Below are 16164 nucleotides of genomic sequence, written 5' to 3'. Positions count from 1 at the left end.
CGAGCGCCGGCGCGCCGGGGCTCAGCGGGACGGGCGTACCTTGACCTCGACGCGCCGTAGGGCCTCCCGGGCCCGCCGTTCGGCCTCCTCGGGCGTGGGGGCCGTGGCCATGACGACACCGGCGCGGTCCCAGGAACTGCGTACCGCGCGGGTCTCGTCGCCGGGCGCCACGGTCACCCGGCAGAAGACGACCCCCGGCAGCGCGGCGGCCTCCTCGGTGCCGTGGACGCTCTCGACCACGCCCTCGTCCACGTCCAGGAACCGGATGGCGACGGCCTGTCCGGCCCGTTCGGGGAACGGGCCCGCGGGGCCCTCGCCGAGCATCAGGGTCCAGAAACCGCGGACGAACGGCGTGCGGTAGGCCCGCTCGATCGCGTCCATGATGCCGTCCCCTGCCCAGCGCCCGGCGCACTCCACCAAGTGGGGCGTGCCGTCGCGGACGATCCACTCGCAGTGCGTGATCCCGGTGCCGAAGCCGACCGCGCGCAGCACGCGCGCGGTCGACTCGCGGAGCAGGTCGCCCACCGCGTCGGGGACGGCGGCGGGGACCAGGTGCCCGATCTCCACCGGCCGGGGCCCCGGGAAGAGGCTCTTGGCCGTGATGTTCGCGAAGACCGGGACGCCCGCGTCGACCAGCGTCTCGACGCTGTACTCGCTGCCGCGGACGTACTCCTCGACCAGCATGCGCAGCGGGACCGGTCGGTCGGGGACGTACACGCCCTCGTCCTGGAGGGCGCACTCCCGCCAGCTCTCGGCGACCTCCCCGGCGGAGTACAGGATCCTGGTGCCCACCGACGCCTGCCGGTTGGCGGGCTTGAGGATCACCGGGCCGGGGTGGGAGGCCATGAACGCGGCGACCTCCTCCGGGCCCCCGACCTCCTGGGAGGCGGGGTTCGGGACGCCGGCCGCCCGGGTCACCTTGCGCAGGAGCGCCTTGTCCCGGAAGAGCTGGACGGCGCCGAACCCCGCGCCCGGCAGGCCGTACCGCTCGGCGAGCCGGGCCGCGAACGGGGTGCCGTACTCCTGGATGGCGGCCACGGCGGCGGGCCGCGGACCGCCGTGGAGGGCGAAGAACGCGTCGGCGGCGCCGGCCGTCTGGTACTCCCACTCGACGAGCTCCGCGACCACCGGCGTACCGGCGATCGCGTCCCGGACGCCGCGCTTGCGGACGACGTCCGGTTCCTCGATCAGGATCACCGAGCGGTCCGGCCGGAACTCCGCGAGCGACTCCAGGGCCGCCGGGACGAAGCCGACGACCAGCACGGGGCGCTCCGCCCCGCTCTCCCCCCTCACGCCCGGTCCCGGGGGACCAGCCGGACCGGGAGGTGTTCGATGCCGCCGATGAGGTTGGACCGCATGCGCCGCACCTCACCGGTGGGTTCGGCGCGCGCCACCCGCTGTCTGAGCACGTCGAAGAAGGTGTTCAGCTCCGTGGTGGCGAGCGCCGAGCCGATGCAGAAGTGACTGCCGTAGGCGAAGGTGAGGTTGCGGTTCACCTCGCGCCGCCCGATGTCGAACCGCTCCGGGTCCTCGAAGACGGTCTCGTCGCGATTGCCGGACGCCAGCCACAGGGCGACCATGTCGCCCGCCCTGATCCGGCGTCCCGCCAGCTCCGTGTCCCGGGTGGCGGTGCGCAGGACGTGCATGGCGGGCGTCGTCCAGCGCAGGATCTCCTGCACCGCGGTCGGCAGCACCTCCGGCTCCTCCTGGAGCCGGCGCCACTGCTCGGGGTGCTCGATGAGCGCGAGCAGGCCGCCGATGGTGGCGTGCCGGGTGGTCTCGTTGCCGCCGGAGATCAGGCCGTTGCAGTTGAGGATGATCTCCTCCTCGGTCAGCGGCCTGCCGTCGATCCGGCCGTGCACGAGCGCGCTGATGATGTCCTCCTGCGGCTCCTTCCTGCGCAGCCGCATCAGCTCGTCGTAGTAGAGGAAGAGGTCGGTGTGGGCCGTCGCCACCCGCTGCTCCTGCTCGGGACCGTGGTCCCCGCCCACGCCGAAGGCGGTCATCGTGCGGGACAGCATGAAGTCCCAGTCGGCGCGCGGCACGCCGAGCATGTCGCAGATCACCGACAGCGGCAGCCGGGCCGCGACCTCGGTGAAGTCGACCGAGTCCTGCCCGAGGGCGGCCTCGATGACCTCGACCGAGATCGTCCGCATGGTCTCCTCCAGGCGGAGCACCATGCGCGGGGTGAAGGCCGAGCTGACGACCCGCCGGATCATGCCGTGCAGCGGCGGGTCGGTGATGACCATCATCTTGCCGGTGGCGGCGGCGGTCGCCACCGGATCGGCGTCGAGCCGCATCCCGCCCGTGGAGCTGAAGGTGCCGGCGTCGGCCAGCACCTGCGTGATCAGCTCGTACGAGAGGACGGCCCAGAAGGTCGAGCCGTCCGCCCGCCGCACCTCGCACACCGGCTCCTCGCGCCGCAGCCGGGCCAGCACCGGGCCCGCCTCGCCCCGCTGGTGGAGCAGCGGGTCGGACAGGTCCGGCACCGGCGGCCGGGCGGCCGCGGTCTCCTCCGTGACCGGGTTCACCGTCCGCCACCCCCGTCCGTGGACGCGGCGGCGAACATCGGGAGCCGGTTCCGCAGCGCGTCGAGGAGCTCCGGCAGGCGGTCCTGGAGGTAGAAGTGACCGCCGGGGAAGACGTCCACGGTCGCGCCGGCGGCGGTGAGCTCGCCCCAGCGGGCCGCCATGTCGGCCGGCGCGCCGGGGTCGGCGTCCCCGGTGAAGACCGCGACGGGCACCTCCAGCGGACCGCGCTCGGTGTACGTGTACGTCTCGCAGGCCGTGAAGTCGTCCCGCAGCACCGGCAGCACCAGTTCGAGCAGGGTCGGGTTCTCCAGGATCACCGCCGGAGTGCCCTCCAGGCCGGCGACGTGGGCCAGGAACTCCTCCTCGGGCAGGGTGTGCACCGAGCCGGCCGGGCGCACGTGCGGCGGCAGGTAGCCGGAGACGGCGAGGTGCGCGGGCGGCCGCCCGGCCGCGGTGAGCGCGTGGCTGAGGTCGTAGGCGAGCAGCGCGCCCATGCTGTGCCCGAAGAAGGCGTACGGCCGCCCGCCGGCCCGCTCCAGGAGGGGTCCGGCGAGCCGCTCGGTGAGCGCCGCGATGGACCGCTCGGCGGGCTCGGCGAGCCGCCCCTCACGGCCGGGCAGCTGTACGGGGACGATCTCGACGGCCGGGCCGAGGAGCCGCTGCCAGTCCCGGTACGCGGACGCGCCGCCGCCCCCGTGGTGCAGGCAGAACAGCAGCGGCGACGTGGCGTCGGCGGGCCCCGCGGGGTAGGGGAACCAGGCGGCGGCCGTGTCCGGGGCGCCCATCAGCGGCTCGCGAGGAACAGCCGGCCGGTGGGGAAGCCGAGCTCGACGACCTCCACCGAGCTGAAGCCGGCGGCGAGCAGCTTGTCCTGCCACTCCTGCTCGGTGAGCAGCTTCCGCTTCATGAACTGGCGGTGGTAGTAGGTGACGATGGCGCTGAAGGCCCGCTCGCGGGGGTTGCGCAGGTAGGGGACGGCGTCCGTGATGGCCATGACGCCGCCGGGGCGCAGCGCCTCGCGGCACTGGGCGAGGACCTGGTCGGCGACGTGCTCCTCCTCCGGCATCATGTCGTGGAAGACGAAGCCGGCGTGGATGACGTCGGCGCCGGCGAGCGGGCCGGGGTCCGTGGCGACGGACTGGATGGGCGCCTCGACGACGGTGAGGCGGCTGCCGACGCCCTCCTGGACGGCGGCCTTCTCGGCGGCGCGACAGGAGGCCGGGTCGAGGTCGAGCCCGACGGCGGTGGAGTCGGGGAACGCCTGGAGCACCTCGATGAGCAGGCGGCAGGTGCCCGCGCCGAGGTCCACGATGTGGCCCGGTTCGAGGCGGAAGATGGCGTCGAGCGCGGCGGGGTAGAACGCCTCGGCGCCCATCCACTGCGAGCTGATGGCGACCTGGCGGCCGTCCCGGGTGTAGGCGCCGGTGGGCTTGCCCTGGTCGGTCAGGTAGGCGCGGGCGTTCTCGATGAACGGGCGGTTCGCGTTCATCGTCCAGGACAGGTAGCCCGCCTGGTGCTGGATGCGGGCGTAGTCCGCCGCCGTACGGAACCGGGCGGAGGGTCCTTCGGTGGCCGCGTCGGGCACGGCGTCGATGATGCCGGCCGACTCCAGGGCCTCCAGGTAGCCGGCGACGCCCTCCTCGGGGAGGTCGGTGACGGCGGCGATCTCCCCGACGGTGAACTCCTCGCCCACGGTGATGGCGTCCGTGATGCCGAGCCGGTCGCCCATCTCCATCAGCGCCGCGGCGGCGGCGAGGGCGGGGGCGGGGCCACTGGCCTCGATCTCGGCGTCGAGGCTGCGCACGGTGTTCCTGTCGAATGTCACGTTCTTCGTCCTCTCTGGAGACACGCCCGAACTAGGAGAGTTCGGCGGCCAGTTCGTCGATGGTGGGGTGCAGGTAGAGGGTGCGGGCGGAGACCTCCGCGCCCAACTCCCGGCGCAGCGCGGCGATCAGCTGCGCGGCGAGCAGCGAGTGCCCGCCCAGGGCGAAGAAGTCGTCCTGGACGCCGACCGGTTCGACGCCCAGGACCTCGCCCCACAGGCCCGCAAGGCGCTCTTCGAGCGGGGTGCGGGGCAGGACCAGGGGCGTGCTCAGGCCGCGGGCGACCCGGGTGGCGGCGGGGAGGGCCTTGCGGTCGACCTTGCCGTTGCGGTTGAGCGGGAGTTCGGTCCTGAGCAGGACGGCCCAGGGGACCAGGTGGGGCGCCAGTTCGGCGCTGAGGGCCTCGCGGAGCCGGGTGCCGAGCTCCGCCGCGCCGTTCTCCGCGCCCTCCGGGGGGACGGCCCCGGGCTCGGGGAGCACGTACGCGAGGAGCCGCTTGCTCCCCGAGGCGTCGGCCTGCGGGACGACGACCGCGTCGCGCACCTCCGGGTGGCGGGTGAGTGCGGCCTCGACCTGGCCGGGTTCGACGCGGAAGCCACGGATCTTGACCTGCTGGTCGGCGCGCCCGAGGAACTCGACGAGACCGTCGGGCCGCCTGCGGACGAGATCGCCGGTGCGGTACATCACGGCGCCGGGCTCGGGCGCGTGGGGATCGGCCACGAACCGTTCGGCGGTGGCTCCCGGCCGCCCGACGTAGCCCAGGGCGAGGCCGTCGCCGGAGGTGTACAGCTCCCCGGGCTCCCCGTCGGGCACCGGGCGCAGGTCCGCGTCGAGGATCGAGATCCGGGTGCCCTTGATGGCGCGGCCGATCGGCACGGACTCGTCCGCGGCGGGCGGGGTGCGGGTGGTCCAGCAGGTGGTGAAGGAGGTGTTCTCGGTGGGCCCGTAGCCGTTGGTGAACAGCAGCTCGGGGTAGGCGGCCATGAGCCGGCGCACATGGCCGGGCGAGGCGACGTCGCCTCCGGTCAGGACGTGGCGCACGCCCTCGAAGGCGTCGAGGTGCTGGGTCACCATCTGGTGGAACAGACCGGTGGTGAGCAGCAGGACGGTGACGCCCTCCTGCTGGATCTCCTTCGCGAGCCGGTCCAGTTCGACGGTCCGGGCGGTGTGGACCACCACCCGGGCACCGTTCACCAGCGGGCCCCAGATCTCGATGGTGGAGGCGTCGAAGGCGACCGGGGCGAGTTCGAGGAAGACGTCCTCGGCGCCGATGTCGATCCAGTCCGGCGTGTAGAGGAGGCGCGCGACGGCCCGGTGGGGGACGCCGACGCCCTTGGGTTCGCCGGTGGACCCGGAGGTGTAGCTCACGTAGGCGAGCCGGTCGGGGTGGCCGGCCGGCAGGTCGGCGCCGGACTCCGGCCGCCGCTCGGGTCCGTCGGGGGACGGCATGCCGAGCACCCGGCAGTGCGGGGGAACCCGGTCGTCCCGCGGCTCCTCGGCGACGACGACCTCGACGCCCGCGTCCTCCAGGAGGTGGGCGCACCGGCCGTCGGGCTCGCCGGGGTCGACGACCAGGTAGGCGGCGCCCGCCTGGAGCACGGCGAGCAGGGTGACGACGAGCGCGGCGGAGCGGTGGGCCAGCACGCCGACGACGTCGCCGGGCTCCACCCCCCGGTCGCGCAGCTCCCGGGCGAAGTCCTCGGCCCGGGACTGGAGCCGGCCGTACGTCAGGGTCTCGGTCCCGCACACGACGGCCGGCCGGTGCGGGTGCGCGGCGGCCTGCCGGGCCACCTTCTCGTGGATGCAGAGCGGGGGTTTTCCGGGCTCGTAACCATCCAAGGCGGATGCGATCCTTTCGCTTTTCCGCGGCGCGCCGCGGATGCACGGAATTGCAGGCGGGAGGGGCGGATCTACGGCACGCCCCCAGAAGCTCTTGTCCGGATCATAGGGGCCGATGGCCGAGGAGTGTCAGTTCATTCTGGCCAAGATCCACAGCCGACCTCAGGGGTGTACATGGCCGATTTCTCGCCCGGCCGGCGCCGGTGACTCATGCGGTACATCCGTTTGTGGGGCATTCCTGCCCCGACTACCGGATCTCGGATGCCGATAATCGAATGCTTTCCTGTCCTGTTCTTTCTCTTCCCGAGGTTTCCCATGGGAAGGCAAAAAATGGAACATTTAATTCCGAGGGAGCGGTGACTGGCACGTCAGACACCTGTTGACCTGCCGTCCGGGCGCGTGCTTTGCTGATCGAAAAGACGTGTCGCGCCCCTGGTGGGCATCGAGGAGGAAAGAATGCGTTATTGCCTGCACAGCTCGATCGGCTACATATCGGACGCCATGATCGAGAGCTATGCAGAATTGCCGCTCGATCAATTCCTCAAGGAGGGCGACACATTCCGCTACCGGGCATTCGGCCGGGCCGCGATCAAGGGTGACTCGATCGAATGGCTCACCGACCTCTCCTTCTTCCAGGCCAAGAAGATCAATCACTACGCCGGCGGTTTCACCCGGCAGGCCATCCCGCTGGGCCCGGCCGCCCAGGAATTCACCGAGCGGCTGGTGCGCGACCCGCGGACGCGTGAACTCCTGAACGCCGAGGAGTTCGAGATCAACTGTCACCAGATCCGTATCGTCGCCACCGACGACGAGGTCGGCCTCCCGGTCCCCGAGGGCTTCCACCGCGACGGCTACGACCTGGTCTCCGCCACCTGCATCGCGTACGGCAACATGTCCGGCGGCATCTCCCTGGTCCGCGAGGCCAAGGTCGACGGCGTGGAGAGCGACGACGGCGACATGCTGTTCGAGCGGGTGATGACCCCCGGCGAGACCCTGTACTTCGCCGACGAGCACGTCGTCCACTACGTCACGCCCATCACCCCGAAGATCCCGGGCCGGCCCGCCTACCGGGACGTGGTCGTCACCACCTACGACGTCAGCGGACGCGGTGGCCTGGCGGACGAGGAATGCTGAACCGCTCCGCCGCCGCGCGCAACGGCGGCCGCTACCTGCTGCTGCTCGGAGCCGACATCCCCCTGCGGGAGCGGGCCGTCGTCTCGGCGCTGCGCAGCTATCCGGGCCCCGTCCTCGGCATGAGCACCACCCCGGCGGCGCCCCTGACGAACCGTTTCTTCGATCATGTGCTCAGGGCCGACTACTACGACGCCGAAGAGGCCCTCGCGGCGGTCGTGGCCTTCGAGAAGGAGACCGGACTGCGGCCCGACGCCGTCGTGCCGGTCATCGAGATGACCGTGCACGTGTCCGTCGCCCTCGCCCGCCACTACGACCTGCCGACGCTCTCCGAGGACTGCCTGGCCCTGGTCAGGGACAAGCACGCGATGAAGCTGGCGTTCGAGCGGGCCGGAGTGCCCTGCGCGCGGCACCGCACCTTCGCCACCCTGGACGAACTGCGGGACGCCGCCGCCGAACTCGGGCTGCCACTCGTCCTCAAGCCCCGCGACTTCGCCGGCAACGTCGGCACCGTCCTCGTCTCCTCGGCGGACGAGCTCCCCGCGGCCTTCGCCTACTGCCGCGGCGGACTCCTGGAGGTCGCCCCCACCTACGACTTCGCCGACGGCCGCTACCAGGCGGAGGAGTTCGTCGCCGCGCCCCACGAGGTCTCCGTGGAGGTCGCCCACCTCGGCGGGGAGCGGGCCGTGCTCGCCGTGACGGACAAGTCCAAGGCCGGCGCCCCCTACTTCTCCGAGATGGGCCAGCTGGTGCCCAGCGCCGAGACGCACAACGAGGCCCTGCGCCAGGTGGCGCTCGACGCGTGCGAGGCCCTGCTCATCGACCGGGGCGTCGCCCATGTGGAGGTCCTGGTCGACGGCGACCGGCTCAGCGTGGTCGAGGTCGCCGCCCGGCCCGGCGGCGACGGCATCATGGACCTCGTCGAACGGGTCTACGGCTACAGCCCGTACGACGTCCACATCGCCTCGTACCACGGCTCGGTCGACCGGCTCCCGGACTTCCCCGACACCCCGCTGGGCATCGGCGCGACGGCCTTCCTCAAGACCCCGCCCGGGACGGTCACCGAGGTCCGGCCGCTGCCCGCGACCACCGGCCGGGAGACCACCCTCCACCCCACCGCCAGGGCCGGGGACCGCTCCCGCAGCGACGGCTCCTACATGGCCCGCGCCGGGATCCTGGAGTGCTACGCGGACGGCGCCGGGCACGACCCGCGCGCCTTCCGCGCCGAGGTGGACGCCCTGGCGAGGACCCGCGCCGACCAGATCTTCACGGTGGAACCCGTACCGCCGAGCGACGAGGGAGACCCGCGATGACCAACCCGTTCGACGACGCGGACGGCACCGACGAGGCCGATGGCCGCTTCGTGGTGCTCGCGAACCACGAGGGCCGGTACTCGCTCTGGCCGGCCCGGATCGACGTCCCCCACGGCTGGACGCGGGTCTTCGGCGCCTCCGACCGCGCCTCCTGCCTCGCCCACGTCGAGGCCCACGGGAGGGACATGACCGCGGCGGCTGTCGGTGGCCGCTCCTAGGCTGGCCGTGTGACAGGAGACATCCGGCCGCTGGCCGTGTTCGACCTCGACGGCACGCTCGCCGACACCGCCCACCGGCAGCACCACCTGGAGCGCAGGCCCCGGGACTGGGACGCCTTCTTCGGCGCGGCGCCCGCCGACCCGCCGCTGGCCGAGGGCGTGGCCCTGTGCAGGTCGGCGGCCGAGGAGTGCGAGGTGGTCTATCTGACCGGGCGCCCGGAGCGCTGCCGGCGGGACACGCTGGCCTGGCTGACCGCCCAGGGACTCCCCGAGGGGCCGCTGCACATGCGGCGGCACCGCGACTTCCGGCCGGCGCGGGTGACCAAGGTGGAGATCCTGCGGCGGCTCGGCGAGGGCCGCGGGATCCGGATGCTCGTGGACGACGACGCGCTCGTCTGCGACGCCGCCGAGGCGGCCGGCTTCCGGGTCGTACGCGCCCACTGGGCCACCCCCTCCGAGGCGCTGAGGGAGGCCCAGGAACGCGACGGCCGGACCTGATCCGCCGCCCCCGGCCGCCGGCGGGCGCCGGAGCGTGCGCCCGCGTGCCGCCGTACGGGTCAGGCGGCGCCGTCGTCCAGCCGGAAGCCGACCTTGAGGCCGACCTGGTAGTGCTCGATCCGGCCGTCCACCAGGTGCCCGCGCACCTGCGTGACCTCGAACCAGTCGAGGCCGCGGAGCGTCTGCGAGGCGCGCTCGATGCCGTTGCGGATGGCCTGGTCGACGCCCTCGGTGGAGGTGCCGACGATCTCGGTGACGCGGTAGGTGTGGTTCGACATGGGGGCCGGACTCCTCTCGTACGGTCCCTCCACCGTGCCCCAGGGAGGGGCACCGCGCGACACGGCGGGAGCGGCGCCGCCCCCTTCGCCCGTTCCCGTGGGTAACGGTGCCGATTGCCCCGCCCGATCCGGGAACGAGATGGTCAAGGACTTGACCACTCGGTTGGTCCAGACCAGAATCCAGGCCACATACCCGCGCGAACAACCCGTTCGGTCCCCCCACGTCGGGTCAGCCCCCCTTGCCGCACCGCCGTGTGCTGAACCGAAGGTGACCTCCGTGAAGAACCGCTTGCTCGCATGCCCGCTGGCTGCCGCCACCGCACTCGCCCTCGCGGGCTGCGGGCTGTTGCCCGGGACCGGGGGCCAGACGCGCACGGTCGACCTGTGGCTCATGCGGGACAGCGTCAGCGAGGACTTCCTGAAGCGCTTCACCCAGGCGTACGAGGACGAGCACGACGACATCGAGCTCAACGTCACCATCCAGGACTGGACCGGCATCGGCAAGAAGGTCACCGAGGCCGTCAAGGGCGACGGCGGACCGGACCTCATCGAGGTCGGCAACACCCAGGTCGCCCAGTACGCCGACACCGGCCGGCTCTACGACCTCACCCTGGAGTCGGTCCGCGACCTCGGCAGCGAGGACTGGCTGCCCGGTCTCGCCGAGCCCGGCAGCCTCGGCGGCTCCCAGTACGGCATCCCCTGGTACGCCGCCAACCGCATCGTCATCTACAACAAGGACCTCTTCGACGAGGCCGGCGTCACCGAGCCGCCCGCCACGCGCGCGGAGTGGCTGAGCACCACCGAGAAGCTCAACCGCCAGGGCTCCCAGGGCATCTACCTGGCGGGCCAGGACTGGTACACCCTCGCCGGCTTCATCTGGGACGAGGGCGGCGAGCTCGCCGTCGACCGGGGCGGCGAGTGGACCGGCGCCCTCGACAGCCCCGAGGCCCTGCGCGGCATGGACTTCTACAAGGAGCTCCAGTCCCTGGGCTCCGGCCCCAAGAACGCCGACGAGCAGAACCCGCCGCAGGCCGAGGTCTTCGCCCGCGGCGACGTCGCGCAGATCGTGGCCACCCCCAGCGCCGTCGCCGCCATCCTCAAGGCCAACCCGGCCCTCCAGGACAAGCTCGGCTACTTCACCATCCCCGGCAAGAAGGCCGGCACCCCCTGCGCGGTCTTCACCGGCGGCTCCGACCTGATCATCCCGGAGAACGCCCCCGACCGCAGCGCCGCCCTCGACGTCGTCAAGGCGCTGGCGGGCGAGAAGTGGCAGACCGAGCTCGCCCGGGCCATGGGCTACGTGCCCAACAAGAAGGGCCTCGCCTCCGTCGTCTCCGGCCAGGAGGCCACCGCCGCGATGGCCGCCGGCGCCGCCAACGGCCGCGCCACCCCCAACTCCCCGCAGTGGGCCGACGTCGAGGGCGACAACCCCATCAAGCCCTTCATGACCGCCGTCCTGGAAGGCGAGGACCCCAAGAAGGCCGCCCGCACCGCCTCGGAAGCCATCACCGAGACCCTCTCCGAGTAGGCCGCCCAGGCCGTCGCGGCGCCTCCCCACGGGGGGCGCCGCGGAGCATTCAGCCTTCCCACACCCGCGATCCCCCGGACGGTCATGTCGAATCCAGCCGACGGCGGAAGAAACGAGGGGCCGGACCGCACCGCTCGCGGACCGGCGTGACCCCTTCACTTCCGTACGCCGGAGGAGACCGCCATGCCCGCCCTCTCGCACGCGTTCGCCGACTCCACCGCCCCCGCCGTCCCCGTGCCGGCCGGCATCCAGCCCCCCGTGGCGCTCCCCGCACAGCCCGGACCGGGCGGACCGCAGCCCGCGCCCCGCTACGTCGTGGGACTCGCCCGCCACCAGGACGACGTCCGCGCCGCCCAGCGCCTGCGCCACCTGGTCTTCGCCGGCGAGATGGGCGCCCGCCTCGACGGCCCCGAGCCGGGCCTCGACACCGACGCCTTCGACGCCCACTGCGACCACCTCCTGGTCCGCGAGGAGACCACCGGCGAGGTCGTCGGCACCTACCGGATCCTGCCGCCCGAGCGGGCCGCCGCGGCCGGGCGCCTCTACTCGGAGACCGAGTTCGACCTCACCCGGCTCGCCCCGATCCGCCACGACCTCGTCGAGGTCGGCCGCTCCTGCGTCCACCCCGCCCACCGCAACGGCGCCGTCATCGCCCTCATCTGGGCCGGCCTCGCCCGCTACATGACCACCACAGGACACGAGTGGCTGGCCGGCTGCTGCTCCGTCCCGCTCGCCGACGGCGGCGCCCTCGCCGCCGCCACCTGGGACACCGTCAAGGCCAGGCACCTCGCCCCCGAGGAGTACTGGGTCACCCCGCACAAGCTGTGGAACGCCGAGGGCGTCCGCCGCCCCGAGGGCCGCACCGAACTGCCCCCGCTGCTCCGCGGCTACGTCCGGCTCGGCGCCTGGGTCTGCGGCGCCCCCGCCCACGACCCCGACTTCGGCGTCGCCGACCTCTACGTGCTGCTCTCGCTCCGCCGGACGAACCCGCGCTACCTGCGCCACTTCCTCTCGCTCGTCCCGGCCTCGTGAACCGCGCCCTCACGCACCCCTCGCCGTGGCTCCCCACGGCACCCTGCACCCCGGGCCGGCACTGCGCGGCCCACCCGGACCCGGCGCCGAAGACGTTCCGGCCCGCGCCCGCGCCGCTCGCCTGCGCCCGGCTCGTGGCGGGGATCGCGGCCCTGGTCCTCGGGGTGGCGCTCCTCCCGGCGGCGGGCCTGCTGCCCGCCGCCGCGAGGCACCTCCTGGTACGGCTCTGGGTGCGGACGGTCCTGCGCGCCTTCGGCGTCCGGCTGACCGTCACCGGCGGCCGGCCCGCCGGCGGGCCCGCGCTCGTGGTCGCCAACCACGTCTCCTGGCTGGACATCCCCGTGGTCGCCGCGGTCCTGCCCGGCCGCATGGTCGCCAAGCGGGAGGTGCGCGGCTGGCCGGTGCTCGGCGCGCTGGCCGCCCTGGGCGGCACCCTCTTCATCGACCGCGACGGCCTGCGCCGGCTCCCCGGCACCGTGCGCGAGGTCGCGGGGGCCCTGGCGGCGGGCGGCCGGGTGACCGCCTTCCCGGAGGGGTCCACGTGGTGCGGGCGGGAGGGCGGGTGGTTCCGTCCGGCGCTCTTCCAGGCCGCCGTGGACACTGGATCCGATATCCAGCCGGTACGGATCGGCTACCGGCCGCACGGGGCGGCGGGGTACGTGGGGGAGGACCCGCTGGGCGCGTCGCTGTGGCGGGTCGTCCGGACACCGGGGCTCGCGGCCGACATCCGGATACTGGATCCGATATCCGCCATCCAGTATCCAGACCGCAGGCTCCTCGCCGCCGCCGCCCACCACGCCATCCACCCCGCGCCCCTACGCCCGACACCGGCCCCGCCGCGCCCCGCGCGGCCGCCCGCCCGGCTCCCCGCCGTCCCCCGGCAGCCCGCCCCCGCCGCCTACCGGGCCGTCGCCAGCGACAGCGCGAACCGGTCCTCGGCGTCCGTCCACCATCGCGCCAGCTCGAACCCCGCCGCCGCCAGCTCCGCCCGCACCCCCTCCTGACGGAACTTCGCCGACACCTCCGTCCGCAGCTCCTCGCCCGCCTCGAACGGCACCACCAGATCCAGGTCCGGGATCTTCACCGTCAGCGCGTGCCGGGCCCGCAGCCGCATCTCGATCCACTCCCGCTCCCGGTCCCACCGGGCCACGTGGTCGAAGTCCGCCGGATCGGCGTCGGCGCCCAGCTCCCGGTCGATCACGGCCAGCACGTTCTTGTTGAACTCCGCCGTCACCCCGGCCGCGTCGTCGTACGCGGCCACCAGGGTCGACTCGTCCTTCACCAGGTCGGTGCCGAGCAGGAAGGCGTCACCGGCCGCCGTCATCGACCGCACCGAGCCCAGGAACGCCCGCCGCTCCTCCGGCAGCAGATTGCCGATCGTGCCGCCCAGGAAGGCCACCAGCCGCGGCCCCGGCGTCTCCGGCAGCGCGATGCCCCGGGTGAAGTCGGCGACCAGCGCGTGCACCCGCAGCCCGGGACGGTCCGCGAGCAGCGCCTCCGCCGCCCCGGTCAGCGCCGACTCGCTCACGTCCACCGGCACGTACGCGGCCAGCCCTGGCAGCAGCGCGTCGATCAGGAACCGGGTCTTCTCCGACGAACCCGACCCCAGCTCCACCAGGGTCCGCGCCCCGGTCGCCGCCGCGATCTCCGGCGCCCGCGCCCTCAGGATCTCCCGCTCCGCCCGCGTCGGGTAGTACTCCGGCAGCCGGGTGATCTCGTCGAACAGCTCACTGCCGCGCGCGTCGTAGAACCACTTCGGCGGCAGCTCCTTCGGCGAGCGGGTCAGCCCGTGCAGCACGTCGGCGCGCAGGTCGGCGGCGGCCGCGTCCGGGGCGAGGGTACGGGTCAGCTGGAACATGCTCACGCGGACGACTCCTTGAGCGGGGTGAGGACGACATCGGCCCGGGAGGCGGTGACGAGCGTGTGCCCGGGCACCTCCCGCCAGCGCGGATCGTCGTCGTACGGTTCGGAGGCCACGACCACCCGGCCGTGACCCGACAGGCACCACAGACTGTTCCCCCACGCCGTCGCCGCGACCTGGTCGCCGTCGGTGAGCAGCAGATTGAGCCGCGCCTCGGGAGCGGCCTCGGCCGCCGCCAGGACCGTCCCGGCGAGCGCGTCCCCGGGACCCTGACCCGCCCGCAGGCGGTGCAGCACCAGCGCCCACAGCAGCGCCGAGTCGGTCCTCGCCTCCAGGTCGAGCAGTTCCGCCGCCGGAAGCGTCGCCGCCAGCGGGGTCAGGACCCCCGGCCACCCCGGCACCGCCCCGTTGTGGCTGAACAGCCACGGCCCGGAGGCGAACGGCGCAGCCGCCGCCTCCCCGTCCGCGCCCGGCAGCGTCGCCCCCCGCACCGCGCCGAGCACCGCCCCGCTCCGTACCACCCGGGCGAGGTCCAGGAAGGAGAGGTCGCCCCAGATCGGTCCGGTGCGCCGGTAGCGGGCCGGGACCGGGTCCCCGTCCGCGTACCAGCCGACGCCGAAGCCGTCCGCGTTCACCACCCCACTGCTCTGCGTACGCGGAGCCCACGCCTGGCGCAGCAGGCCGTGCGGCGGCCGGACGAGCAGCTCGCCGACGGCCACCGGGTCGCCCAGGTAGGCGAGGTGACGGCACATCAGTCGAGCTCCGCGGAGCGGGCGGTGCGGAAGCCCGCGAAGATCTGCCGCCGCACCGGATAGTCCCAGTTGCGGAACGTACCCCGGCAGGCCACCGCGTCCACCGCGAACGAACCGCCGCGCAGCACCTTGTACTCGGGGCCGAAGAACACCTCCGAGTACTCCTTGTACGGGAAGGGGCGGAAGCCCGGGTACGGCAGGAAGTCGCTCGCCGTCCACTCCCACACGTCACCGATCAGCTGCCGCACCCCGAGCGGCGAGGACCCCGCCGGGTAGCTCCCCGCCCGCGCGGGCCGCAGGTGCCGCTGGCCCAGGTTGGCGTGGTCCGGGCCCGGGTCCGCGTCGCCCCACGGATAGCGGCGGGAGCGGCCGGTCACCGGGTCGTGCCGCGCCGCCTTCTCCCACTCCGCCTCCGTCGGCAGCCGCCGCCCCGCCCAGCGGGCGTACGCGTCCGCCTCGTACCAGCTCACGTGGACCACGGGCTCGTCCTCCGGCACCGGTTCGGTCGTCCCGAACCGCCGGCGGAGCCACTGCCCGCCCTCCTGCCGCCAGAACAGCGGTGCCACGACGCCGTGTTCACGGATCTGCGCCCAGCCCTCCGGATGCCACCACCGTCGGTCGGTGTAGCCGCCGTCCGCCATGAACGCCAGATAGGAGCCGTTGGTGACCGGCGCCGTGTCGATGTGGAACGCGGACACGGTACGGGTGTGCGCCGGGCGCTCGTTGTCCAGCGCCCACGGCTCGTCCGAGGTGCCCATGGTGAACGGCCCGCCGGGCACGAGGACTTCGTCCGGCAGCGGACCCGAGGGGTGTACCGGCGGCGGGGGAGCGCTCAGCGCGGCCGGCCCCTTCCGCAGCTGATGGGTGATCAACATGGTCTCGTCGTGCTGCTGTTCGTGCTGGGCGATCATCCCGAAGGCGAAGCCCGCGTCGAGCAGTGGGCGCCCGTCCAGGCGCGCCCCGGCCAGCACGTCCAGCACCCGGGTCCGTACCTCGGCCGCGTACGCCCGGGCCTCGGCCGGCGGCAGCAGCGGCAGCGACGGACGCTCGGCGCGCGGGTGCGCGAAGGCGTCGTACAGCGGGTCGATCTCGGGCCGCAGCGCCTCCCGGCCCGCCACCTCCCGCCACAGCCACAGCTCTTCCTGGTTCCCGATGTGCGCCAGGTCCCAGACCAGCGGGGACATCAAGGGGGAGTGCTGGGTGGTGAGTTCGCCGTCCTCGACGCAGTCGGTGAGGAGGGCGGTACGGGCCCGGGCGACGGTCAGCGCCTCCAGGGCCCTGCTCCGCAGCGCCTCCGCGTCCGCCGTGGCCCCGGCGCCGGACGGCACCGAGGCCGTGGGGCCGTCGCCGGTCATGAGGT

Annotated in this window: 16 protein-coding genes; 7 read left to right on the top strand and 9 right to left on the bottom strand. The window is 73.6% G+C overall.

What is annotated here, in order from left to right; all coding sequences use genetic code 11:
• Window positions 1–21 precede the first annotated feature (21 nt).
• From ACFXMG_RS33130 to ACFXMG_RS33110, 5 genes are read right to left on the bottom strand one after another with little or no spacing between them, the layout of a single operon-like run.
• Window positions 22–1293, bottom strand: a complete 1272-nt coding sequence (locus ACFXMG_RS33130) for an ATP-grasp domain-containing protein (protein ID WP_383818366.1) — start codon at window positions 1291–1293, stop codon at window positions 22–24.
• Window positions 1290–2531, bottom strand: coding sequence for a cytochrome P450 (locus ACFXMG_RS33125; RefSeq protein WP_383818364.1), 1242 nt, complete (start codon window positions 2529–2531; stop codon window positions 1290–1292). Before ACFXMG_RS33125 ends, ACFXMG_RS33130 begins: the two co-directional genes overlap by 4 nt.
• Window positions 2528–3316, bottom strand: coding sequence for a thioesterase II family protein (locus ACFXMG_RS33120; protein WP_383818362.1), 789 nt, complete (start codon window positions 3314–3316; stop codon window positions 2528–2530). The genes ACFXMG_RS33125 and ACFXMG_RS33120 overlap by 4 nt, the downstream gene beginning before the upstream one ends.
• On the bottom strand, window positions 3316–4356 hold the full coding sequence (locus ACFXMG_RS33115) for a methyltransferase (protein WP_383818361.1): 1041 nt from the start codon (window positions 4354–4356) through the stop codon (window positions 3316–3318). The genes ACFXMG_RS33120 and ACFXMG_RS33115 overlap by 1 nt, the downstream gene beginning before the upstream one ends.
• Before the next feature lie 31 nt (window positions 4357–4387).
• Entirely contained in the window at window positions 4388–6193 is a 1806-nt protein-coding gene (locus ACFXMG_RS33110) for an amino acid adenylation domain-containing protein (protein ID WP_383818360.1), read from the bottom strand.
• 456 nt (window positions 6194–6649) lie between these two features.
• Here ACFXMG_RS33110 and ACFXMG_RS33105 point away from each other — a divergent pair, with 456 nt between their 5' ends.
• Genes ACFXMG_RS33105 through ACFXMG_RS33090 form a run of 4 tightly spaced genes read left to right on the top strand, consistent with a single transcriptional unit; the run spans window position 6650 to window position 9353 of the window.
• Complete coding sequence (locus ACFXMG_RS33105) at window positions 6650–7327, top strand: 2OG-Fe dioxygenase family protein (protein WP_383818359.1); 678 nt, start codon at window positions 6650–6652, stop codon at window positions 7325–7327.
• Window positions 7321–8637, top strand: coding sequence for an acetyl-CoA carboxylase biotin carboxylase subunit family protein (locus tag ACFXMG_RS33100; RefSeq protein ID WP_383818357.1), 1317 nt, complete (start codon window positions 7321–7323; stop codon window positions 8635–8637). Before ACFXMG_RS33105 ends, ACFXMG_RS33100 begins: the two co-directional genes overlap by 7 nt.
• Window positions 8634–8855, top strand: a complete 222-nt coding sequence (locus ACFXMG_RS33095) for an MbtH family protein (RefSeq protein WP_383818356.1) — start codon at window positions 8634–8636, stop codon at window positions 8853–8855. Before ACFXMG_RS33100 ends, ACFXMG_RS33095 begins: the two co-directional genes overlap by 4 nt.
• A gap of 9 nt (window positions 8856–8864) precedes the next feature.
• A complete protein-coding gene (locus tag ACFXMG_RS33090) occupies window positions 8865–9353 on the top strand; it encodes a hypothetical protein (RefSeq protein WP_383818355.1) in 489 nt (162 codons plus the stop codon).
• 59 nt (window positions 9354–9412) lie between these two features.
• Here ACFXMG_RS33090 and ACFXMG_RS33085 read toward each other — a convergent pair whose 3' ends face one another.
• Entirely contained in the window at window positions 9413–9631 is a 219-nt protein-coding gene (locus ACFXMG_RS33085) for a dodecin (RefSeq protein WP_383818353.1), read from the bottom strand.
• 277 nt (window positions 9632–9908) lie between these two features.
• Here ACFXMG_RS33085 and ACFXMG_RS33080 point away from each other — a divergent pair, with 277 nt between their 5' ends.
• The 3 genes from ACFXMG_RS33080 (at window position 9909) to ACFXMG_RS33070 (ending at window position 13195) form a co-directional block, all read left to right on the top strand.
• Window positions 9909–11159, top strand: a complete 1251-nt coding sequence (locus ACFXMG_RS33080) for an extracellular solute-binding protein (protein WP_383818352.1) — start codon at window positions 9909–9911, stop codon at window positions 11157–11159.
• Between the two features lie 183 nt (window positions 11160–11342).
• The gene (locus tag ACFXMG_RS33075) at window positions 11343–12191 is read left to right on the top strand and encodes a GNAT family N-acetyltransferase (RefSeq protein ID WP_383818350.1); all 849 of its coding nucleotides are present in this window, start codon (window positions 11343–11345) and stop codon (window positions 12189–12191) included.
• The gene (locus ACFXMG_RS33070) at window positions 12188–13195 is read left to right on the top strand and encodes a lysophospholipid acyltransferase family protein (RefSeq protein ID WP_383818348.1); all 1008 of its coding nucleotides are present in this window, start codon (window positions 12188–12190) and stop codon (window positions 13193–13195) included. The genes ACFXMG_RS33075 and ACFXMG_RS33070 overlap by 4 nt, the downstream gene beginning before the upstream one ends.
• Here the strand turns inward: ACFXMG_RS33070 and egtD are convergent.
• From egtD to egtB, 3 genes are read right to left on the bottom strand one after another with little or no spacing between them, the layout of a single operon-like run.
• On the bottom strand, window positions 13090–14055 hold the full coding sequence (egtD, locus tag ACFXMG_RS33065; protein WP_383818347.1) for an L-histidine N(alpha)-methyltransferase: 966 nt from the start codon (window positions 14053–14055) through the stop codon (window positions 13090–13092). The genes ACFXMG_RS33070 and egtD overlap by 106 nt on opposite strands.
• A complete protein-coding gene (egtC, locus tag ACFXMG_RS33060; RefSeq protein WP_383818345.1) occupies window positions 14052–14804 on the bottom strand; it encodes an ergothioneine biosynthesis protein EgtC in 753 nt (250 codons plus the stop codon). Before egtC ends, egtD begins: the two co-directional genes overlap by 4 nt.
• A complete protein-coding gene (gene egtB / locus ACFXMG_RS33055; RefSeq protein WP_383818481.1) occupies window positions 14804–16159 on the bottom strand; it encodes an ergothioneine biosynthesis protein EgtB in 1356 nt (451 codons plus the stop codon). The genes egtC and egtB overlap by 1 nt, the downstream gene beginning before the upstream one ends.
• Window positions 16160–16164 lie beyond the last annotated feature (5 nt).

The organism is Streptomyces sp. NPDC059201 (assembly GCF_042754585.1).
GTDB lineage: Bacteria > Actinomycetota > Actinomycetes > Streptomycetales > Streptomycetaceae > Streptomyces.
The sequence above is the reverse complement of the archived record's forward strand: the minus strand, read 5'-3'. Positions and strand labels throughout refer to the sequence as shown.